The sequence below is a fragment of the Paraglaciecola sp. genome, assembly GCF_039943935.1.
Lineage (GTDB): Bacteria > Pseudomonadota > Gammaproteobacteria > Enterobacterales > Alteromonadaceae > Paraglaciecola.
Genome location: NZ_JBDUZQ010000001.1, coordinates 33,663 through 55,296 on the forward strand (window position 1 = coordinate 33,663; position 21,634 = coordinate 55,296).

19 protein-coding genes are annotated in these 21,634 nt (G+C 38.8%); 12 read left to right on the plus strand and 7 right to left on the minus strand.

Translation table 11 applies throughout. The features are described from left to right. Positions 1–228: 228 nt before the first annotated feature. Together cysG and ABJD71_RS00140 are read right to left on the minus strand one after the other, a co-directional pair. Positions 229–1,608: a siroheme synthase CysG gene (cysG, locus tag ABJD71_RS00135; protein ID WP_348162719.1), complete on the minus strand. Its 1,380-nt coding sequence runs from the start codon at positions 1,606–1,608 to the stop codon at positions 229–231. A gap of 166 nt (positions 1,609–1,774) precedes the next feature. Then, the gene (locus ABJD71_RS00140; RefSeq protein WP_348162722.1) at positions 1,775–3,511 is read right to left on the minus strand and encodes a DEAD/DEAH box helicase; all 1,737 of its coding nucleotides are present in this window, start codon (positions 3,509–3,511) and stop codon (positions 1,775–1,777) included. A 311-nt stretch (positions 3,512–3,822) separates the two neighbouring features. On the opposite strand from ABJD71_RS00140, the gene ABJD71_RS00145 reads away from it, so the two are divergent. Together ABJD71_RS00145 and prsT are read left to right on the plus strand one after the other, a co-directional pair. Then, positions 3,823–5,067 carry a TMEM143 family protein gene (locus ABJD71_RS00145; protein ID WP_348162725.1) on the plus strand — a complete coding sequence of 415 codons (1,245 nt, stop codon included), beginning with the start codon at positions 3,823–3,825 and terminating at the stop codon, positions 5,065–5,067. A 70-nt stretch (positions 5,068–5,137) separates the two neighbouring features. Then, complete coding sequence (gene prsT, locus ABJD71_RS00150) at positions 5,138–7,906, plus strand: XrtA/PEP-CTERM system TPR-repeat protein PrsT (RefSeq protein ID WP_348162728.1); 2,769 nt, start codon at positions 5,138–5,140, stop codon at positions 7,904–7,906. 110 nt (positions 7,907–8,016) lie between these two features. On the opposite strand, the gene ABJD71_RS00155 is transcribed toward prsT, so the two are convergent. After that, positions 8,017–8,832, minus strand: coding sequence for an ion transporter (locus ABJD71_RS00155; RefSeq protein WP_348162731.1), 816 nt, complete (start codon positions 8,830–8,832; stop codon positions 8,017–8,019). A gap of 177 nt (positions 8,833–9,009) precedes the next feature. Next, positions 9,010–10,359: an outer membrane channel protein TolC gene (gene tolC, locus ABJD71_RS00160; protein WP_348162734.1), complete on the minus strand. Its 1,350-nt coding sequence runs from the start codon at positions 10,357–10,359 to the stop codon at positions 9,010–9,012. A gap of 228 nt (positions 10,360–10,587) precedes the next feature. Between tolC and nudF the strand changes: the two genes are divergently transcribed. The 6 genes from nudF (at position 10,588) to ABJD71_RS00190 (ending at position 16,522) form a co-directional block, all read left to right on the plus strand. After that, complete coding sequence (gene nudF / locus ABJD71_RS00165; RefSeq protein WP_348162737.1) at positions 10,588–11,235, plus strand: ADP-ribose diphosphatase; 648 nt, start codon at positions 10,588–10,590, stop codon at positions 11,233–11,235. Continuing rightward, entirely contained in the window at positions 11,228–11,671 is a 444-nt protein-coding gene (locus ABJD71_RS00170) for a DUF1249 domain-containing protein (protein WP_348162740.1), read from the plus strand. The genes nudF and ABJD71_RS00170 overlap by 8 nt, the downstream gene beginning before the upstream one ends. A 10-nt stretch (positions 11,672–11,681) precedes the next feature. Then, a complete protein-coding gene (locus tag ABJD71_RS00175) occupies positions 11,682–12,425 on the plus strand; it encodes a metallophosphoesterase (protein WP_348162743.1) in 744 nt (247 codons plus the stop codon). A 9-nt stretch (positions 12,426–12,434) separates the two neighbouring features. Next, entirely contained in the window at positions 12,435–13,013 is a 579-nt protein-coding gene (locus ABJD71_RS00180; protein WP_348162746.1) for a YqiA/YcfP family alpha/beta fold hydrolase, read from the plus strand. 101 nt (positions 13,014–13,114) lie between these two features. Then, a complete protein-coding gene (gene parE, locus ABJD71_RS00185) occupies positions 13,115–15,004 on the plus strand; it encodes a DNA topoisomerase IV subunit B (protein WP_348162749.1) in 1,890 nt (629 codons plus the stop codon). Between the two features lie 225 nt (positions 15,005–15,229). Further along, the gene (locus ABJD71_RS00190; RefSeq protein WP_348162752.1) at positions 15,230–16,522 is read left to right on the plus strand and encodes a hypothetical protein; all 1,293 of its coding nucleotides are present in this window, start codon (positions 15,230–15,232) and stop codon (positions 16,520–16,522) included. Between the two features lie 19 nt (positions 16,523–16,541). On the opposite strand, the gene ABJD71_RS00195 is transcribed toward ABJD71_RS00190, so the two are convergent. After that, positions 16,542–16,850, minus strand: coding sequence for a hypothetical protein (locus tag ABJD71_RS00195; protein ID WP_348162754.1), 309 nt, complete (start codon positions 16,848–16,850; stop codon positions 16,542–16,544). A gap of 96 nt (positions 16,851–16,946) precedes the next feature. Between ABJD71_RS00195 and ABJD71_RS00200 the strand changes: the two genes are divergently transcribed. Continuing rightward, positions 16,947–17,123 (plus strand): hypothetical protein, encoded by a 177-nt coding sequence (locus ABJD71_RS00200; RefSeq protein ID WP_348162757.1) that lies wholly within the window; start codon positions 16,947–16,949, stop codon positions 17,121–17,123. Between the two features lie 175 nt (positions 17,124–17,298). Here ABJD71_RS00200 and epmB read toward each other — a convergent pair whose 3' ends face one another. Continuing rightward, positions 17,299–18,324, minus strand: coding sequence for an EF-P beta-lysylation protein EpmB (gene epmB / locus ABJD71_RS00205; RefSeq protein ID WP_348162760.1), 1,026 nt, complete (start codon positions 18,322–18,324; stop codon positions 17,299–17,301). Between the two features lie 35 nt (positions 18,325–18,359). Between epmB and efp the strand changes: the two genes are divergently transcribed. The 3 genes from efp (at position 18,360) to ABJD71_RS00220 (ending at position 20,490) form a co-directional block, all read left to right on the plus strand. After that, the gene (gene efp, locus ABJD71_RS00210) at positions 18,360–18,929 is read left to right on the plus strand and encodes an elongation factor P (RefSeq protein WP_348162763.1); all 570 of its coding nucleotides are present in this window, start codon (positions 18,360–18,362) and stop codon (positions 18,927–18,929) included. A 67-nt stretch (positions 18,930–18,996) separates the two neighbouring features. Then, positions 18,997–19,983: an elongation factor P--(R)-beta-lysine ligase gene (gene epmA, locus ABJD71_RS00215; protein WP_348162766.1), complete on the plus strand. Its 987-nt coding sequence runs from the start codon at positions 18,997–18,999 to the stop codon at positions 19,981–19,983. Between the two features lie 48 nt (positions 19,984–20,031). After that, the gene (locus tag ABJD71_RS00220) at positions 20,032–20,490 is read left to right on the plus strand and encodes a hypothetical protein (RefSeq protein ID WP_348162769.1); all 459 of its coding nucleotides are present in this window, start codon (positions 20,032–20,034) and stop codon (positions 20,488–20,490) included. A 493-nt stretch (positions 20,491–20,983) separates the two neighbouring features. Here ABJD71_RS00220 and ABJD71_RS00225 read toward each other — a convergent pair whose 3' ends face one another. Beyond that, positions 20,984–21,529 carry a hypothetical protein gene (locus tag ABJD71_RS00225; protein WP_348162772.1) on the minus strand — a complete coding sequence of 182 codons (546 nt, stop codon included), beginning with the start codon at positions 21,527–21,529 and terminating at the stop codon, positions 20,984–20,986. Positions 21,530–21,634 lie beyond the last annotated feature (105 nt).

Consider the following 21,634-nt stretch of genomic DNA (forward strand, 5'->3'; position numbering starts at 1 on the left):
TGCCTTAGTTAAATGAAAAGTATCCTAATTTGTAAAGCTTTTAGTCGGATTCGTAAGTTTACAGCCTTGAATTTCCTATAGCTCAATTAGATTAACCTAGTTACTGAGGGACAAAAACAAAAAAGTGGATTTTTATAATTTGAAACTTAACCTCTAGGCAAAATGAATACCTTTACCTTTTAAAGAGCTTTGTTAAAAATAATGGCCATATGGTTACTTTTAGCGCGATTATTTATACCAGTTTAATTTTTCATGCAAGCTAACCACCGAGCCCACAATAATTAACGCGGGTGGTTGTATATCTGCTTGTGTTGCAATTTGCTGAATCGTTTCGAATGTTCCTGTTACCACTTTTTGTTGCTCTGTAGTGGCTGATTGCACCATAGCAATTGGTGTTTTTGCCGACATACCGTGTTTAACAAGTTGCTCGCAAATAATAGGTAGCCCTGTTAACCCCATATAAAAGACTATGGTTTGATCGGGTTGCGCTAAACCTTGCCAGTTTAAATTGATGCTGTTATCTCGCAAATGACCTGTTGCAAATACTACCGACTTCGCATGATCTCTATGAGTTAGCGGGATACCAGCATAACTAGCTGCTCCATTTGCCGCAGTAATTCCTGGTACAACTTGAAAGCTCACGCCATGCTCTATTAAGGTTTCGAGTTCTTCACCACCTCGGCCAAAGATAAAAGGGTCACCTCCTTTTAGTCTAACCACACGATTCCCTGCTAAAGCTTGTTTGGCAAGCAGTTCATTTATTTCATCCTGAGGTACCGAATGTTTACTCTTGGCTTTACCCACATAAATCTTTTCTGCATCGCGCCTAACTAATTCTAATATTTCAGCAGAAACTAATCTGTCGTAAACCACAACGTCGGCTTTCTGCATTAAACGTAAAGCTCGAAATGTCAGTAAATCAGGGTCTCCTGGCCCAGCTCCTACTAAGTACACTTCACCTTGAGTTTGGCTTGCATCATCACTATTTAATTTTTCTAAAAATTTTTGTTCTGCGAGTTGGTTATTACCCTGCATGACATTTTCGGCAATATCGCCATCTAGCACGTCTTCCCAAAAATAACGCCGTTCAGTAACTGTTTGCAATTTTTGTTTTACTAACTCTCTAAACTTTTCTGAAAATTGGCCTAATAAACTAATTTTTTGTGGAATTAATGATTCGAGTTTTTGCCGCATGTAACGCAATAAAACCGGAGCTACACCGCCACTACTCATGGCGATGATAATAGGAGAGCGGTCAACGATTGATGGAGTGATAAATTGACACAGTGGGGTGTTATCTACCACGTTAACAAGAATTTTTAGGGTTCGAGCTTCATCATGAATGCTTTTGTTTATTCGGCTATCGTCAGTAGCAACAAACACCATTTGTTTGTCGTTAAGATCATCAGATTCAAAAACACGTTCGATTAAATGGACTCTTCCCTCTGTTGCATATCGTTTTACTGTGTCACATACCCATGGAGCAACTACTGTAATTTTGGCTGAAGTTTTAAGTAACAACTCAATTTTACGAGCGGCTACTTCACCAGCGCCTACGACCAAACAGGTTAAATCTTGGGTATCTAAAAAAATGGGGAAATATTTCATATCTGAGCACTCGTGACATTCTGCCGATTAGTTTGCCTTGAATACCTTAAAGTGCAAACCAATTTAATTGGAATTAATATTCCATTAGGTTATTAGTTTTTGTTTTTTATAAGTGTGCGGAAATAAAAAAAGGGGCTAATAAGCCCCTTTTTAGTAAGTGTAGTGATTAATCACGGTTGGCTGGATTGCCACGTTTCTTTGGTGGTTGATCTGACCATTCACGCATACCAAGGCTGCGGCCAGCAACACGGGTTTTTTGCAATACGTCTTGAGTATTTTTAGGCATGTTTTTAGGTAAATCTACGGTGCTGAAATTATCATAAATTTCGATAGAACCAATATTTTTACTGCTAATGTTGGCTTCATTTGCAATGGCACCAACTATGTTGCCAGGTTTAACACCATGGGTATGACCAACATCGATGCGGTAACGTTGCATACCTTCACTAGGTGGACCAGATTTGCGTTCACGTCTTGGTGGACGATCACCGCCACGGCCGCCACGGTCGTTGCGGCCACCACGGTCGTTTCGGTCATTGCGGTCATTTCTAGGTGGACGTGCATTCAAATCAGGGCGGTCACTTTCTTTAAGAATAAGTGGCTCGTCACCTTGCGCAATTTTAGCTAGGGCTGCCATAACCACTTCTGGAGCCGCTTCTGTTTGCTCTTGAATTGATTCAACAATTGGAATTAATGTTTCAATGGATGAGTCACTCATAGCTTCAATTACACTGTTTTTAAAGCGAGATAAACGAGTTTCGTTTAGCTGTGAAATAGATGGAATTGTCATCGCATCGATTGATTGCTTAGTCGCTCTCTCGATTGAAAATAACATACGCTTTTCACGATGAGAGATAAATAATATTGCATCACCTTGACGGCCAGCACGACCAGTACGACCGATACGGTGGACATAAGACTCTGTATCATAAGGTACGTCATAGTTGATTACATGACTGACACGTTCTACGTCTAATCCACGGGCTACAACATCGGTTGCAACCAATATGTCGATTTTGCCTTTCTTTAGGCGGTCAACTGTTCTTTCACGAGAGTTTTGAGGAATGTCGCCATTTAATGGCTCAACGGCATAACCTCTAGCTGATAATTTTTCAGCTAATTCCATAGTAGCCGTTTTAGTACGCACAAAGATTATTGCTGCATCAAAGCTTTCAACTTCCATTATACGCGTTAAGGCTTCCATTTTATGATGGCCCGCTACTTGACAATAGCGTTGACGAATAGTGCTTGCTGTTGCGGCTTTAGCTGCAATTTTTACTTGCTTAGGATCGTTCAAGTAACGTTTAGTTATTTTACGAATAGCGTCAGGCATAGTTGCTGAGAATAAAGCAGTTTGACGTTCTTCCGGCGCATGGCTCAAAATCCACTCTACGTCGTCAATAAAGCCCATGCGTAACATTTCGTCGGCTTCATCTAGTACTAAGAATTTTAAGTTATCAAGTTTAAGCGTGCCTTTCTTAATGTGGTCAATGACACGTCCAGGTGTACCAACAACAACTTGGGCTCCACGTCTTAGTTGACGGATTTGGTTGTCATAAGAAGAACCACCATAAATAGGTAGCACGTTAATTTTCTTAGAAAAGCTTGCATATACTTGAAAAGCTTCTGCAACTTGAATAGCCAATTCACGTGTTGGTGCTAGTACCAACAATTGAGTATTCTTGTCATTTGCATCAACATTTGCAAGCATCGGTAAAGCAAAGGCTGCAGTTTTACCGGTACCAGTTTGGGCAGTACCTAACAAGTCATGGCCGTCTAATATAATTGGAATACTTTCGGCTTGGATAGGTGTAGGTTTTTCATAGCCGACTTTTTCCAGTGCTTGCAGTAATTCTTCGGGTAGGTTTAAATCTCTAAATGTAATTTCAGATGGGGTTGTCATCAAGTTTTCCCAGGGTACAGGCAGGCACAGCATTATATGAATCGGTAAAACAATTACTAAATTGGTAAAACAATTTTCTAAGGCGAAGCCGGCACGGTTTCAAAGGCTAAATTATATTCGATTACTGACATATACTCCATGTAATGATTTGATTAATTGCAATATTTTTATCATTTTTAGGTTTTAATTAATCACCTTGAGGTTTTATTGTTAATGTTGTCACCAAGATGTTTATTTTGGCTCTGTCAAATTTAACATATTGGTGTTTTTTGCTAACAATGGTGAATATTGGTGTGTTATTTTGGGGTGTTATGCAGATAAAAAGTAATGACGATAGGTTTATACCTCTTAGAAAGGCAGATGTTGTTCAAGCTTGCATTGAAATGGATAATTTACCAAAGGGTAGCATCAAGCAGTTTCAATTATTGTGTCAGTTAATCACTAGTACCTTGCACTTTGAGTACCATCAGAATTTGGAAACGTTAAAAGACAATTATGCGCCATTTGATCCAAATTCAGATGTTCAATCCATAAGAGTGTTCAGTGAAGGCGAACTAGAAGCAAAACAAGCCCTTTTTGCTAATGTATTTATCGAGGTTCTAAACGCTGCTAATTTTGAAAAAATAACTGAGCAGGATTTACGAGAAGCTTTAGAAGAAGAGTCTTTGTTTAAAGTAAGGTTAGCCGTTGAGTTTGATGACTTTTCAGAAGTGGTATTTTATCGCAGAGGAGAGCATCAAAAGACCGATACTATAAGAAAGTGGTGGGGGCTAAAAAAAGACACAATCACATTTACAAATTACGACAAGGTAGCTGTCTATATTAAATTTAAAGACAAGGATTACTTTAAACAGCATAAAAAAGCAGTTAGTAATTTTGAACCAGGCTCAACCATTATTAAATTATTTCAAAACGTACCTAAAGCAGATTTAGAAATGCTGTTTCCAAATAGCAAGGTTCGCATGAGAACCATTGATAAAGCTATTATTGGAGGGTCTGCAGTTGCTGGTGGAGCGGTAGTGTTGGTCACTAAGTTAGGAGCATCACTGGTCGTACTCGCTGGGTTATTTAGCTTTTGGCTAGGTTTCAGTGATAGATCGGTGACGATTACCAGCCAGCAATTAATTGTATTGGGCACTGGAATAGGAATTTTAGGTGGGTTTATTTTTAAAGAGTGGAGTAAGTTTAAAAATCGTAAATTACGATTTATGAAAGCACTGGCTGACAATTTGTATTTTAAAAATTTAGATAATAATGCAGGTGTTTTACATCACCTTATTGATGCTGCGGAAGAAGAGGAATGTAAAGAAGCTATTTTAGCTTACTATTTTTTGACTGTAGATGGGCCAATGAGTAGTGAGCAATTAGACTCTAAAATTGAAGCTTGGCTAGAGCATCAGTTTAATTTAAAGGTAGATTTTGAAATCAAGGATGCTCTGTTGAAGTTGCTGCGCTTTGGTATCGTCGTCAAACAAAATCATCATTACCACGCATTACCTATAGTTGCCGCGCAGAAACAGTTAGATGCCCGCTGGGATAGCCTTTTCAACTGCTAACGAGTAAGTATCGTATTAAATAACGACAAGTGTCATTATGTTTGTATTAAGAGATAAAAAGGAACAATAAATGAAACGGTTCATTGGTTCAAAAATAAGATTTGTATCGGCTATTTTAGTTTTAGGTATGGTGGTTGGTTGTGGCAAACAAAGTAGCGATGAGTATATCCAGGAAGCTAAGCAGTATCTTGAAGATGATAATGCAGCAGCAGCCATTGTGGCATTAAAAAATGCCGTTAAAACTGCTCCTAAGTCGGCTCAGGCTAGATTTGAATTGGGACGAGTCTATATTACCCAAAAGCAGTACGAAAGTGCTGAAAAGGAATTAAATCGAGCATTAGAGTACGGTTTTGAGCCCGCTAAAGTGTTACCTATGCTGACCCAAGCGTATCAGAACACTGGGGCCTATTCTGCGATGAGTAAAGTTGAACATGAGCAAGCTGGCTTAACGTCGGTTGAAAAAGCTAAGATTGGCTACTTTAAAGTGGTGTCTTTGACAAGATTAGACAAAATCACTGAGGCTAAACTACTGATAGAAGAGCTGCATAGTTTAGATACTCGCTCAGTGTTTAAAGGTTTAACGGACGCTTATAGTTTAGTTTTGGATTCTGATTTCGAAAGTGCGTTAGTTGCAGTTTCGGCGCTAAGAGATACATCCCCTCAAAATGCTGAAGTGCTGAAGCTTTTAGCGCAGTTACATTTAGCATCGAATCAGCTTAAAGAAGCGACTAACGTTTTTAAAGATTACGTACAATTTTACCCAGAAGATACTCAAACCACTTTCGTTTTAGCTAAGTTATTGGTGGATTTAGGTGAGATGAATGTGGCAGAACCTTATGTTGATAGTTTGTTAAATATTAACAAACAACATGGTTTATTGAACCAATTAAAGGCTGCTATCAATACTTCAAAAGAAAACTACGGTGATGCATTAAAACATGCAGAAATTGCAATTAGTCAAGGTGTAGATGATTTTTCACTAAGACTAGTTGCAGGTTATGCAGCCTATCAAGTACAAGACTTTACCGGAGCCAATCGTCATCTATCTTATATAGCAGGTTCATTGCCGAATAATCATCCAGGATTAAAGTTATTAGCAGCAAGTCAATTACAACTTGGGTTAACTACTGATGTAGGAGGGGTGCTAAGTAGACTAGACCAGCTTACTGAACAAGATGCCCCGTTGTTTTCTAAAGCTAGCTATGAACTGATTAAAGGTGGATACGAGAAAGATGCAGCTGTATTGATTAATAAATCGGGGAGCATAAGTCGTACGGCAGAAGATTTAACACGCTTGGGGCTGTTACAATTATCTCTCAATAACTTAGATGGTATCGTTAACTTAGAGCAAGCAGTGGCGAAAGCGCCAGAGCTTGATAGTGCTCAGTTAACTCTGGCAAAAGCTTATATTGTTACTGCTCAATACGATAAAGCTTTGGATTTAGCCAGCACCTGGAAACAGACGGAAATTGATGATGCAAGACCTTATTTATTAGCTGGCGATGTGTACATAAAGCTGGAAGACTTTGAAGCGGCTAAAACTGAATATACAAAGGCAAAAGAATTATCAAATGGTGCCGTAATTCCTAAACTAGCCTTGATAAATATAGATCTACTTCAAGGTAATTTGGAGGTTGCTAAAGACAGCTTAGATGATGTACTTCAGGAATACCCAACAGATGTAACAGCATTAGCGACCTTTTATTTGATATCTAAACGGCTAGGCGAGCAAGTAGTGGGGCTTGAGAAAATTGAAAGTACCTTTGATGAAAACCAAACCAATATTGCCATTAGACTATTACTTGCAAAAGTTTGGTTGGTTGAGCAACGCTATTCAAAGGTTATTACTTTACTAAATGCGATCAAGGACCAAGAAAACCTACCCAAAGAGTATTGGGCTAGATTAGGAAGAAGTCTCATTCGAGATAATCAACGTCAAGCGGCAACAAAGCACTATGATGAGTGGTTATCATTTGCGCCTAATGATAAGGATGCTGTGATTGGAAAACTATTCTTATTAGATAGTCAAATTAAGTTTGCAGAAGGAGCGAGGTTAACGCAATCATTTTTAGCAAATCGTGATGATGTGCAAATGCAAATTCTTGATACTCATTTTCTAATCATGAAGGGTGATTTTGAAAAGGCTCAAACGTCCTATGATAAGTTACCAGCTGAGGTGTTAGAAGAGCCTATGTCGAAAGGCTTTTTGGCTAGATTTCAGTTAAATAAAAAAGAATTTTCTGCTGCTTTGGATAATGCAGAAGTGGCATATCTTGCTACCAGAAACAGTCGTAATTTATTACTGCTTGTTCGTATCCATGACTTAATGGGACAAGCTGAAAAGTCTTTACTGTTTTTAGAAAAGCATCTTGAGGCAAAGCCAAATGACCTTGTTGCAAGAATGCTATATGCCGAGCGACAAATCGGTGGAGATATTGGTGCAGCAATGGCGACCTATAAAAAAGCATTAGAGCAAAACCCCAATAATTATATTGCCAATAATAATTTAGCGTATTTATACTTACAGCAAGGTGAAGTTGATATTGCTAAACAGTTTGCAGAAAAGGCCGCAGAGCTCAACCCTGATGATGCAGACACGTTAGACACCTTGGCGCAAATTTATGTGGCTGAAAAAAATTATGAAGAAGCACTAGCAATATATAGCCGTGTGGTGACTAATGATTTAGAAAACGAAGAAATCTATCTGAATTATATAGAAACCTTACTTTTTTCCGGTGATGATTTTCTGGCAAAGCGTAAGCTTGCTCAACGAGAAATGAAACAGCAAGAGTCTCTGGATAGGGTGCAAGCCTTAACTGTCGAGTACGGTATTGAATAAGTGTAGAGGTTATCAAATATAAAACGAACAATTAAATAGCCACTAGCTTTTCTAAAATTTGAGAAAAGCTAGTAATGCAGCAGTATTTAAGGGGAAACTGAGTTAAATAATTAGGGTTTATTAGTATTTTGTAAGTCTTGTATCTGGGTTTGTAAGGCCATTATTTGTTTAGATATATCTTTAAGGCTTGGCTCTCCTTCCTCTTCCATTTTTTCAGCTCTCGCTTTGGCATTCTCTTGCTCCATCACGCCTACCACTATACCTATTACCATATTCAAAAAAGCAAAAGCAGTGAAGAAGATAAAAGTCAGATAAAATAGCCAGCTTAAGGGGTAGACTTCCATGGTTTCGTACATTACGTCTGTCCAATCTTCGAAAGTCATGACCCTAAATAATGTGAGAAGTGATATTGTGATGTGTCCCCATAAATCCGGGTTTATAGTTCCGAACAGGGTGCTTCCTATTGCAGCGTAAATATAAAAGATGATGAACATCAATAACATTACATAGCCTAATTGAGGCAGAGCTTTCACCAAGGAAACCAATAGTATCCGCAATTCAGGGATGATAGATATCATTCGTAAGACTCTAAATACTCTTACTAAACGAGCAATTACAGCAAGCTCTGCGTCGTCAGCGGGGATCATACTTATGATCACAATCAGCGTATCAAATATATTCCAAAAACTTTTAAAGAATTTTCTCTTACGGGGCTCTGCTAGAAAGCGTATGGTAATCTCTGTTAGAAAAAACGCACTAATAAACCAATCCAAAAACAACGTAATTTTTTGCATGGTAGTAGACATTTCATAGGTTTTGGCACCTACCAGCAGTGCCGAAAAAATGATAACAGTAACAACAAAGATTTCGAATAATTTGTTGGAACGGATACGCAGAAACTTGTCTTGTAAGATGGAAGCTTTCATTGGTCTTTTATTTGTTTATTGGGAGCGACGTTAGGATAGTGTTTTGGTTTTTACAGTCAATGCTTTAATGAAAATTACCAAATATTTAATTAGCATCTTTTGCAGTATCATTAAAAAGGGCGCTAACACGCCCCTTTTGATTCATTTAAATTTAATCTGTTTTAAAGTAACTCAAATTTAACTTTCAGCGGTAAGGCCACGGTTAATATCGATTAAATCTTGCTCTTTTAATTCTCCTGCTGAGCGTTTTAACTGTAAAATAGCGCTGATAAAATCATAGCGCGCACTAGCAAGATTACGACGTGCATCAAATAGGTTTCGAGTACTATTTAATACGTCGACTATTGTTCTGGTGCCTACATCAAAACCAGCTTCAGTAGCTTTGAGAGCGCTGTCAGCAGAAACCACTGCTTGCTCTAAGGCTCGAATGGTTGATGTTGATGCAATGACATCATTATAAGCTGAGCGTACAGAGCGAACAGTAGAGCGATAAGTTAGCTCCATATCTTCACTTGCAGCTACATAGCGATAGCGCGCTTGGGCTGTTAAAGCCGTGGTTGACCCACCAGAATAGATAGGAACGTCAAGATTTAGAGCGATATAATTACTATTTCTGACAGGGAAATTACTGCTACCGTTTAATTTTGTATCATCACGGCTATAGTTAGCCCCTAAAGAAAGTGTTGGATAATGCCCAGCTTTAGCTGAGGCGATATCATCATTAGCAATCTCTTTGGTCATATTGCTAACCATAAGATTGAGGTTTTTCTCTTCTGCTATTTTCAGCCAGTTATCTACACCTGTGGGTGTTGGACGTGATGCGCTGAAGCTTTCAGTATTTAATACCGACACGTTATTTAGATATTTGCCTGTAATTTCTCGCATTTCTTCTAAACGAAGTTCTACAACATTCTCTGCTAAAATTTCTTGTGCAACAGTGTTGTCGAAATTTGCCTGTGCTTCATGTACGTCAGTTATTGCTGTTAAACCCACATTAAAACGCTGCTTGGTTTGCTCTAACTGGCGTTCGATTGCACGCTTTTCAGCTTGTACAAAAGTTAAGCTGTCTTTTGCCCTTAATATTGCTAAGTAAGCATTAGTTGTTCTTACTATTAAGTCTTGCTTGGCCAGAGCGAAGTTGATGTCACTTCTTTGTGCTACTTTCTCTGCTCGGGATAAAGCGACCCAGTTTTGACGGTTGTATAAAGAAAGAGTTAAGTCCAAGTCAATACCTAAAGTTTGAGAATCGCTTTCAACTATTCCTACAACCGAAGCTCCGCTTGCATCGGTAGTGAAGTTAAAAGACTCAGAGGTACTATCTGTATAACCAACTGCACCAGATATTTGCGGTAACAAACTGGCTCTACTAACAGAAATGCCTTCAAAAGCTTCGTCTTTATCCGCTTGGGCTCTATTAATAGTTGGGTCCTTTTCTATAGCCATTTGATAGACTTGATAAAGGTCATCTGCTAGAGCAGAAGTAGAAATACTCATGCTTATCAGAAATGACAAAAATGTTTTTTTCATTGGTGGTCCTATGTAGTTTTCCAATCCGATCTAGCTGTCGAATGTTTATCTATGGTAGAAGTCTAAGCAAATCAAGTGATAAGTGACAATACTTTGTAGTAACACAACATGTTCAAGTGTAACAGAATATTATTTGCTAGCGCAGGGATTGATTGCTTCATTTAGCAAATGAACTTCTAAATTATTATATGGTACGATTTCATTAAGTTTTCAGAATTTGGCGCTAACGTGCAAAAAAGTAATCACGAATCTAAACCGTCTACCTTACAGTTTTCTATTGAAGATGTAGAGATTGTTAGAAAAGAACCGTTATTTGAGGGTTTTTTTAAGATGATGAAATATGCTTTTAAGCATCGTTTATATGATGGTGGTTGGAGTAAGGAGATAGAACGAGAGGTATTTGAGCGTGGTAACGCCATTGCTGTCTTGCTTTATGACCCGATTTTAGAAGAGTTTGTGATGATTGAGCAGTTTCGTATTGGTGCTTTGTCTAACTTACAAAGTCCTTGGTTGTTGGAAGTGGTTGCTGGGATTATTGATGAAGGTGAGACGCCAGAACATGTATGCTGCCGTGAAGCAGAAGAAGAAGCTGGAGTGCAAGTTAAACAGCTTATTAAGGCTTTAAGCTATTTACCTAGCCCAGGAGGCTGTACTGAACGTTTGCACCTTTATGTAGGAGAGGTTGATGCAGCTAAGGCCGGTGGTGTGCATGGACTCGATCATGAAGGTGAAGACATATTAGTGCATAGAGTGTCAGTTAATGATGCAATGGCATGGCTCGAGGAAGGTAAAATTGATAATTCGGCGACTATAATTATTTTACAATGGTTCGCGATGAATAAACCAAAAATATTGGATGCTTGGTCAAATGAGTGATGTGTTACAGAAAAAGTATGTTCCTAAAGTAGCGAGCATGCATAAAGTATGTGAGTTTAATTATGGTCGTCTCTTACGACTTTTGCCTGACTGCGATACTGAAGATTTAGAATATCAATTTGAGATCAGTCCTGCATTACAATATACCATTAAAATTATCGAGTGCAGTCGCTATACCAGTACCATAGAAATGTCACAGAAGAGTCATGTTGGTTTTGAATTTTTACAACCTATTGTGCAAGTTAGGCTTTACCATGATGCACAAATGGCTGAGGTATTACAGGCTCAGAATATTGGCTCTTTAAAGCCGAGTTACCAATATCCAAATATTAAAATGTATCAAAAAAATGAAAAAGAAATGGTTAATTTATTCTTAGCTGAATGGCTACAGTTCTGTTTAAGTCAAAATAATCAAAAACAAGCTATTACCCGATAGAGTTTAACTTTTGAAAATCGTCCAAATTTCAGATTGCCATTTATTCGCAGACACAGAAAAAGTCGGTTATAACCACATAAACCCTTATCAAAGTTTACAAAAAGTATTAGAAGACGTCTGTGCCTATAAGCCAGAATTACTGCTTGTAACCGGTGACTTAAGTGGTGATGGCTCGATAAAAAGCTATCAACACTTTAAAACATTATTTATTGAGTCTAATTTAGACTGTGACCTGCAGGTATTACCCGGTAATCACGACTCATTAGAATATTTACTTGCCACGTTTTCTAAGAAAAGTTTATGGGTTAATTCTCCTCATTTAGATTGTCATGACAATTGGCAAATTCATTCATTAAACACCCAATTTAAAGGCGCGTTAGGGAAAGTGTCCGTCAATGATTTGATTGCTCTGCAGAAGCAATTGCAAGCCAACATAAATAAATATCATTGCATAGCGGTACATCATCATCCAGTTGATTGTAATGGTTGGATGGATAAACATGAGTGGGTTAATCGACAAGACTTTACTCAATTAGTTGAGTCTTTTTCAAACGTAAAAATTGTCGTATATGGGCATATTCATAGTGATATAGAAACGCTACAAAATGGCGTATTGTATTTAGCCAGTCCATCAACTTGTTGGCAATGGGCTAATACAGAATCTTTTGGCGTAAGTGATTTAAAGCCGGGATTTCGGGTGATTGAGCTGAATGATAATGCTCAGTTCAGTCACGTAATTAAACGTATTAATTAGGTTTGAAAAGTGGATTATTTAGTCATATATTTACATGGTTTTTTAAGTTCGCCGCACTCATTAAAAGCTACGCAGACTTTAGATTTTGTAAAAGAGCACTACTCTGATTTACATATGGAAGTGCCGCAGCTAGCGAATTACCCTCAAGATGCTGCAAAAATAGTAGAAGATATTATTGGGCGTTATCCTGATAGAAAATTACGCTTTATTGGAAGTTCGCTTGGCGGATATTTATCTACTTATATGCGAGAGAAGTATGCTGGGAAAGCGGTGTTGATTAACCCAGCGGTGAAGCCCTATGAATTATTATTAGACTACCTAGGCGAACATGTAAATCCCAATTCAGGCGAGCAATTTATACTTGAAAAGACACACATCGAAGAATTGATAGCATTAGATTGTGAACATGTGAGCACTAAAGAAAACTATTGGGTGCTACTACAAACCGCTGATGAAACCTTAGATTATCGTCAAGCTGAATTGAAATACCAAGGCTGTAAAATGACTGTTGAGCAAGGCGGAAATCATAGTTTTCAAGATTTTCAGCGATTCTTACCAGATATTTTTAGGTTTCTACTGCAAGACTAAATGAAGCTTGGTATAACATATCTTAAATGTATAAGTGCCCGCGTTTAATCCGTGAGTGTTTCATCCGCTATTTCGAATAATAAGAGCTCTGAATAAAAATTATGTCAAATCAATATAACGCAGATGCCATTGAGGTTTTAAACGGCCTTGAACCCGTGAAACGCCGACCAGGTATGTACACTGATACCACCCGTCCTAACCATTTGAGTCAGGAAGTCATTGATAACAGTGTTGATGAAGCATTAGGTGGTCATGCTACGTCTATTAAGATTGTTTTGCATACTGACCAATCGTTAGAAGTAACCGATGATGGCCGTGGTATGCCTGTTGATATTCACCCAGAAGAAGGTATTTCTGGTGTTGAACTGATTATGACTAAGCTACATGCAGGCGGTAAATTCTCTAATAAAAACTATCAATTCTCTGGTGGTTTGCATGGCGTGGGGATTTCAGTTGTTAACGCACTGTCTAAAAGAGTTGAAGTTAATATTCGCCGTGATGGAAAAGTGCATCAAATTGCTTTTGAAAATGGCGATAAAGTACAAGAGTTAGAAGTAATTGATACCTGTGGTAAACGTAATACAGGTACTAAAGTTCATTTTTGGCCAGACCCCCAGTACTTTGACTCCGCTAAGTTTTCAGTCTCTAAATTACTTCATGTTTTGCAGGCAAAAGCCGTGTTGTGCCCGGGCTTACGGATTCGTTTTGATAATAAAATTACCAATGAAACCAAAGAATGGTATTTCGAAGACGGGTTGCGTGACTACCTTTATCAATCAGTAAAAGAATATGTGACGCTTCCTGAAGATGTTCCATTTGTTGGGACGATATCTGGGAACACAGAAGCTGCAGATTGGGCAGTCATGTGGTTACCGGAAGGTGGTGAAATGATAACCGAAAGCTACGTTAACCTAATCCCTACAGCACAAGGTGGCACACACGTAAATGGTTTACGTCAGGGATTATTGGAGTCGATGCGTGAATTTTGTGAATTTAGAAATTTACTCCCTCGTGGTGTGAAGTTGACGCCCGAGGATATCTGGGATCGTTGTAGTTACGTGTTATCAACCAAAATGCAAGATCCGCAATTTGCAGGGCAAATTAAAGAACGTTTATCATCTCGCCAAGCAGCAGCTTTTGTATCAGGTGTAGTAAAAGACGCCTTTAGCTTGTGGTTAAATCAGCACACTGATGTGGCTGAGTTATTAGCCGATATGTGTATCAATAATGCGCAGTCTCGTTTACGAGCAAGTAAAAAAGTTGCTCGTAAAAAAGTCACGCAAGGCCCTGCACTGCCAGGCAAGCTTACTGATTGCTCAACGCAAGATACTACTCGTTCTGAATTGTTCTTAGTGGAGGGGGATTCTGCAGGTGGTTCTGCCAAACAAGCTAGAGATAGAGAGTTTCAGGCAATCATGCCTTTACGTGGCAAAATTCTGAATAGTTGGGAAGTGGACTCATCTCAAGTTCTCGCTTCGAATGAAATTCACGATATTTCAGTTGCCTTAGGAATTGACCCAGACTCTGAAGACTTAAGCGGACTGCGTTACGATAAAATTTGTATTTTAGCGGATGCGGATTCTGATGGGTTGCACATAGCTACTCTTTTATGTGCTTTGTTTGTAAAGCACTTCAGAACTTTAGTTAATACAGGCCATGTCTATGTAGCTATGCCGCCTTTGTTTAGAATCGACATTGGTAAAGAAGTATATTACGCCCTAGATGAAGGCGAAAAAGACGGTATATTGAACCGAATTGTCGCAGAGAAAAAGCGTGGCAAGGTGAACGTGCAGCGCTTTAAAGGGTTGGGAGAAATGAACCCGCTGCAATTACGTGAGACAACAATGGACCCTAATACTCGCAGGTTAGTACAACTTACTGTTGGTGATGCCGAGCAAATGCTAGAGATCATGGACATGTTATTAGCTAAAAAGCGCGCCCCAGACCGCAAAGAGTGGCTAGAGTCTAAAGGTAATATGGCTGAAGTTTAATGACAGCTACACAAGCTTGGTTTCTCTCTTCATTGAAGAATTGACTCACTTTGTTATTTTGGAATTGTCACTATTGATAAAATGACGATTAAAGATAAATGCCGTTATCAGGCCTTCAAATATCTACCGTTTGATTCTCGCCTTTAAATAGAGAAGAATTAATTGCTAGGTATTTACAAAAGCTAACATTCATAAAAAGCAGGGTAATTGAAAAAGGAAAGCTATTTGTTTAGGTTGTTGAAGTACCTAATTATATTGTTATTAGTCGTAATATTGTTAGCGACAGGCTTGTTTCTGTTTACTCTTGAATCAGAGCCACAAATAGATACCTCTAGTGCGACTCAGGTTAATCAAGCTGAGTCCGTAAAAGCCCTAATGCATCAACTGCAAGATAGTTTAAAACATAGAACCAACAAGCAAAATATCACTATTAGTGAAGACCAACTCAATAGTTTGGTTGGCTTTGCCCAAAGAGCTCACAATCAGTTTCAAGGTGAAGCGGTTATCAAGCCACAGTCATCTAAAGTGTTTGTGAGTTACCAGCTTCCTAATAATCCTATTGGGCAATTTATCAATTTAGAAGCATCTCTATTACCGGCATCTGGTGTCGCGGTAGAATATATCAAAATAGGGCCATTCTTTATTCCTGGAGATATTGCTCTGTCAAGTCTAGTGACTCTAGCTAATTGGTACACAAGTAGTGATATTGCAAGCCAATTTATTGAGCATATAGATAACGTTGCTATGACAGATAAAAATATAGTGTTGTCGGTATTACCACTGCAACAATTCTTGAAAAACTTGAATGAGATTAAGCAAGGAACTGGGGACGAAAAGGATGAAGTTTTGCGTCTGAAAACAGCCTATTACTTGAAGGAAATATCAGACTTAAGCATTTCGAAGCGTTATACATCACAATCATTGGCAAAATATATTGGCCCTGTCTTTAGTTTAGCTAAAAGTCGTTCAACTTCGGGTATGTCTGCTTCTATAGAGAATAAAGCGGCGATTATGGCCTTGGCTATTTATGTAGGGCATCATAGGTTTGCAAATTTAGTAGGTGATGTTCAACCCTATAGCCCACAGGTTGTATCGCCTAATTCAAAAGCAGTTTTAAAGTCTCGAGCAGATTTAAACCAACATTTTATTTTTTCAGCTGCTATTAAAATTTTTTCTGAGCAAGGTATTAGCTTGGCGATCGGCGAATTTAAAGAATTAATGGATCGAAGCCAGGACGGAAGCGGTTATAGTTTTGTAGATTTAGCGGCTGATTTTTCAGGTATAAAATTTGCCGAAGCTGCAACAAACCCAGAGTCAGCAATGTATGTTCAAGATATACTCGCTGGAAATTTAGATGAGAAAGCATTCTTTCCCAATATTACAGGCTTACCCGAAGGCTTGAAAAAAGCTGAATTTGAACGTAGGTTTATTCGTGTTGACAGTCAAGAATATAAACAAATGATTGCTAAAATAAACGCCCGTATTGATGCGTTGCAAATTCACAACCAGCCTATTTAGTTTGATGGTTACCTTAAATCTAACGGGCGTTTTTCTGAAATTGGTTGAGAGTCGTTAATAACATCTCAATTTTTTTTACTATTATTGGTAGTGCTGCTTTAATGGATTCGGCCGGTTGGCTTTCAAGCTCAAGCACTTCTTTTGCCAATTCTTCAACATAAGGTTTAAAAAATTTACTATTGGTTGCAAACCCTGCATCTTCTGTAAAAACCGCACTAAACTTGCCTTTTCCGCTTTGTTGCAGACGCCTAATAGTGTGATCTGCATCGATAGATTTACGATAAATTACTTGAACATTTTCACTAAGAGTTTGGATAATTGATTGCATATTAATTAAAGTTTGACTTCAGTTTGCCGATAAATTTTTTGATGCGGGCGATTTTGCCCGTTTTTGTACTTTGCTACAAGCAATAAGGAGCACTGTATGGATATTTCAGGCTCAGCTGCTAGTTCGACTCTTGAGATTAAGTCTCTGCAACTTGCTAAATCACAGCAAAAAGCAGAAGGCCAAGCAACACTAGAGTTACTGGAAGCTGCTGAAACACCTAAAGCTACATCTGCTAATCCTGCGATAGGGTCGAGTATCGACACCTATGCTTAGGTTATTAAGGCCTTACATTTTTGTAAATGCCCAATGACAACAGATGTCGAGTAAGTAGCGTATTGCCGAGTTATCTAGCGTTTTTGCTCTGATGAGTTTAAGTGCTTGGTAACTTGGTAATCGTTTTATTCCCAAGGTAATCACCAATCCCGTATATATAAAACTCGTCGCTTATTTAAGGGTGTAAGTTTAAATCAAGGGGGGTTTTTCCTGGCTGACCTCCTATCTCACGCACTAATTTAGGCACTAAGTAACCCGGCAAATTTTTAATTATGTCTTGCATCAGTTCGGTTGCAATTTTGTCTGGTAGGTCAAAGTGCTCAGCTCCAGATACCTTATCTAAAACATGCAAATAATAGGGCATCACACCTATCGAAAATAACTTTTCACTTAACGCGACTTGCTGTTCGGTTGTGTCATTTACGCCTTTTAATAATACAGCTTGGTTTAGCAAGGTTACGCCAGCTTGTTTTAATTTATTCATTGCTGAAGCAAATTCTAAGTCAATCTCGTTAGCATGATTTACATGTACCACCATAACGGGCTTCAAACGAGATTCACTAAACCAAGAAATAAGTTCTGGGGTAATACGAGATGGGATCACTACGGGTAATCGGGTATGAATACGTAGCCTAATAACATGGGGGATTTTTTCTATTTCTTGTGTGAGCCATGCTAAAAAGTCATCTTTGGCCATTAAGGGGTCGCCCCCAGAATAAATTACCTCATTAATTTGCGGGTTATCTGCAATATATTGCAAAGCTTCTTGCCATTGATGCTTGTTTAAATGATTGTCGCTATAAGGAAAATGTCGGCGAAAACAATAACGACAGTTAACGGCGCAACCCCCTCTTACTAGCAGTAACAGTCTATTTTGGTATTTATGTAGTATTCCAGGTTGAGTATTGTTTTGTTCATTTAGTGGGTCGCTCGAATAACCTGCCGAGTTACTAAACTCATGTTTACTTGTAAATACCTGTAAAAATAACGGGTCTAGCGCGTTACCTTTTTGCATTCGATTGGCAAAAGGACGTGGCACGCGCATGGGAAAAAGTTGCCTGGCAGCTATGTCTTTAGTGAAATTATCCACGGGCAAATTAAGGTAATTTAGTAAAGAAACGGGGTCTGTAAATGCCGTTGCCAGTTCTTTTTGCCAGTTACTCTCTACAGACAGCGGTTTTTTAGGTATTATTTGCGACAATTACTGACTCAACATAGTTATATTTACGGGGACACATGGCTAATTTCAGCACAAATGAGTTTAAAGCGGGCCTAAAGATAATGCTCGACGGCGAACCTTGCAACATTCTTGAGAATGAATTTGTTAAACCAGGTAAAGGCCAAGCCTTTAGTCGAGTTAAAATTCGTAAGCTTATTACAGGTAAGGTGTTAGAAAAAACCTTTAAATCAGGTGAATCTGTTGAAGGTGCTGATGTAATCGACACTGAATTAGATTATTTGTATACAGACGGTGAATTTTGGCACTTTATGAATAACGAAACCTTTGAGCAAATTGCAGCAGACGAAAAAGCTGTGGGCGAAAACGTGAAATGGTTAGTAGAGAACGACACTTGTACTATTACTTTATGGAATGGCGCGCCTATTGTTGTTCAACCTGCAAATTTTGTTGAGCTAGAAATTACCGAAACGGATCCAGGCCTTAAAGGTGATACAGCTGGCACAGGTGGCAAACCTGCTACCTTAGCTACGGGTGCGGTTGTTCGCGTCCCTTTATTTGTGCAAAGAGGTGAAGTGGTTCGTGTTGATACCCGTAACGGTGAATACGTAGGTCGCGCTCAAAAGTAGTTTTAATATGATTAATGAAAAGCTCACATAGGTGGGCTTTTTTTATTTATGGGTACTAAATGGTAACATGCTAAATCAATATCCTCAGACACCTTGGCAGCCTAGTGCTGACATAGTCACCCTTAAAAAACGAGCGCAACTTATACGCGCTATTCGTGATTTCTTTTATCATAAAAATGTATTAGAAGTTGATACGCCAGCCTTAAGCCACGCAGCAGTGACAGACCAACACTTACATTCTTTTTCCACGAGCTTTAATGACCCTATGTCACCGCAAGAAAAAACGCTATTTCTGCAAACTTCCCCAGAGTTTGCCATGAAACGTTTGCTGTGCGCGGGTAGCGGTTCTATTTATCAAATATGTAAATCTTTTAGAAATGAAGAAGCGGGGCGTTTTCATAACCCCGAATTTACTATGCTGGAATGGTACCGAGTTGGGTATGATCATCATCAGTTGATGGCTGAAGTTGATGAGCTAGTACAATTAATATTAGGAACGAAGCCAGCTGAAAGCATGACCTATCAACAGGCTTTTCAGCAACACCTAAAATGTGACCCTTTGACGGCGAGTTTAGATGAATTAAGGTTGCTAGCCGGTCGTTACGGTTATCAAGACATAGCCGTTAATGAATCATCTAGAGATACGTTGATGATGCTGTTGTTCAGCCAACACATAGAGCCACATATAGGGCAAGAAAGACCTTGTTTAGTGTATGAGTTTCCAGCGTCACAAGCGGCTCTTGCTAAAATCAGTAAAGATAATCCCTTAGTTGCTGAACGCTTCGAGTTATATTTTAAAGGGGTAGAGTTGGCTAACGGGTTCCATGAATTAAGTGATGCCGATGAGCAGCGCCAGCGTTTTGAGCAAGATAACCAAACGCGAATTTCTCAAGGGTTAGAAAGTATGCCCCTAGACAAACACTTAATTGCGGCACTAGAGCATGGGTTGCCAGAATGTGCTGGTGTGGCATTAGGTATAGACAGGTTACTGATGCTCGCGCTCAATTGTGTCAGTATCGACCAAGTCACAGCGTTTGAACATAACCGCGCTTAGCTCATACTTTAAACACAGTATCAATGCAATGATGAAGGACTGTACAATATGATACCCGATAACAACTTGTTAGCTTTACAGCAAGAATGGACCACCCTACAAACCCAGTTTGATAGTTACGAGAAGCACTCTTTGTTTATCAAACTGTTCAATGTCGCTATAAGTTGTGCACTATTATTTATTGTTAATATTGGTCTTTGGACGCTATTCATCTGTGCCCTTATTTGGATACAAGATGGCATTTGGAAAACCTTTCAAGAGAGAATTGCCCAGCGCTTAGAGTCGGTTGAACGTTCTATTAAATATTGTTCTTCTACTCAAAACCCTAAGAGTAATCTCGACTCACTCCATATAGCAATGCAATTTAACAGCGCATGGGAAGAGTCGAGGAAAGGTGCCATAGGCTTGGTCTTCGAGTACCTAAAAACCTCAATTAAGCCAACGGTGGCTTATCCCCATGTTTTATTGTTATTGATAATTTTTGCTAATAGCTGTTTAACTGGGTAGCTCTTGTACTAGGGCCTGATTACGACATTATTGAAGAGTTAATGGTTTAGCCTCAGTGACTATTAGATGTAAAAGTGGCATATGCTAAATTTGTAAAGGCTGTATTGGGCGTATGCACGTTTCGGCAAGGCAGAGGGGAGGATGAAAAATACATTAAATATTTATGAGATGTATGGTGATGAATATATCGCATTTTTTAATAGATGCCGAAGAGTGAATGAAGCCAGTTTAAGCAGTGCTCTGGGGAGTGAACTAGATAAAATTTATTGCATTTAGGTGAGTTATCACATCTCTTAGATGTAAGTAAGTTGTCTAATGTAACGTCATTTTCTGGTGAATGTTCGAACAAGCTGGCTTAAAGAATTTTAGGCCAGCGCAGTGTAGATTTTTTATATCAAATTCATTAAGTAAATGACCACTTAGAATACGCCTAGTGAATTTAGAATGAGACGTCGCTGTAGTCGCTGTAAAGTAATGGCTGTTCCCTTATAGGTTACAAGGCATTCGAATCTGTAATTGGTGTCACATTGGCTTCGCCATCGGCAACTCTTTTGAGAACCTTTTGTGCTTTTTTGAGGTATTTATCTGGAACGGGTTTTTGTGATGATTGGTCTATTGCTACCGTCGTCATGGTATTCCATTCTGTTATTCTAGGGTCATCAGAGGTAGCTACGCCTAACATAATGGGGCCCCACCCAGACATGTTGAATTTTAAGTAATACTGTTTACCCGGCTTTAGCTCCCCTTTGGCAACAGCCCATGACCCTTGTACAGATACCATAAAGGTATGGACGCCAGGCGTTGCTTTATATTGAAGTAACTTTCCTGCCTCTAAGGTTCCGATGAACTGTTCTCCGTCCCATGCTTCTACTTTTGCTCCATCTCCCATGAATACAGCTCTTCTGACAATATTTACCATAGCCATGTCTGAAGCTATTTCTTTTTCGAACTGCACAACTTTCATCTTGCCTAAGCCTGCACACCCGTTTAGTCCAAGTGCAATGAGTATAAATGTGATACTGCTAATATATTTACGCATATTAAAATCCTTGTTTAGCCTTAGTGAGAAACTGCTGTGCCTGCAATTTATTGTTACTTGTAGTTCGTGTTTTAATAACTTATAAAGTCTCAATCGATATTATCT

Excerpts from the sequence above, each read along its gene's own strand:
- cysG (WP_348162719.1), bottom strand. The coding sequence starts at position 1,608 with ATGAAATATTTCCCCATTTTTTTAGATACCCAAGATTTAACCTGTTTG.
- ABJD71_RS00140 (WP_348162722.1), bottom strand. The coding sequence starts at position 3,511 with ATGACAACCCCATCTGAAATTACATTTAGAGATTTAAACCTACCCGAA.
- ABJD71_RS00145 (WP_348162725.1), top strand. The coding sequence starts at position 3,823 with ATGCAGATAAAAAGTAATGACGATAGGTTTATACCTCTTAGAAAGGCA.
- prsT (WP_348162728.1), top strand. The coding sequence starts at position 5,138 with ATGAAACGGTTCATTGGTTCAAAAATAAGATTTGTATCGGCTATTTTA.
- ABJD71_RS00155 (WP_348162731.1), bottom strand. The coding sequence starts at position 8,832 with ATGAAAGCTTCCATCTTACAAGACAAGTTTCTGCGTATCCGTTCCAAC.
- tolC (WP_348162734.1), bottom strand. The coding sequence starts at position 10,359 with ATGAAAAAAACATTTTTGTCATTTCTGATAAGCATGAGTATTTCTACT.
- ABJD71_RS00170 (WP_348162740.1), top strand. The coding sequence starts at position 11,228 with ATGAGTGATGTGTTACAGAAAAAGTATGTTCCTAAAGTAGCGAGCATG.
- parE (WP_348162749.1), top strand. The coding sequence starts at position 13,115 with ATGTCAAATCAATATAACGCAGATGCCATTGAGGTTTTAAACGGCCTT.
- ABJD71_RS00195 (WP_348162754.1), bottom strand. The coding sequence starts at position 16,850 with ATGCAATCAATTATCCAAACTCTTAGTGAAAATGTTCAAGTAATTTAT.
- ABJD71_RS00200 (WP_348162757.1), top strand. The coding sequence starts at position 16,947 with ATGGATATTTCAGGCTCAGCTGCTAGTTCGACTCTTGAGATTAAGTCT.
- efp (WP_348162763.1), top strand. The coding sequence starts at position 18,360 with ATGGCTAATTTCAGCACAAATGAGTTTAAAGCGGGCCTAAAGATAATG.
- epmA (WP_348162766.1), top strand. The coding sequence starts at position 18,997 with ATGCTAAATCAATATCCTCAGACACCTTGGCAGCCTAGTGCTGACATA.
- ABJD71_RS00220 (WP_348162769.1), top strand. The coding sequence starts at position 20,032 with ATGATACCCGATAACAACTTGTTAGCTTTACAGCAAGAATGGACCACC.
- ABJD71_RS00225 (WP_348162772.1), bottom strand. The coding sequence starts at position 21,529 with ATGCGTAAATATATTAGCAGTATCACATTTATACTCATTGCACTTGGA.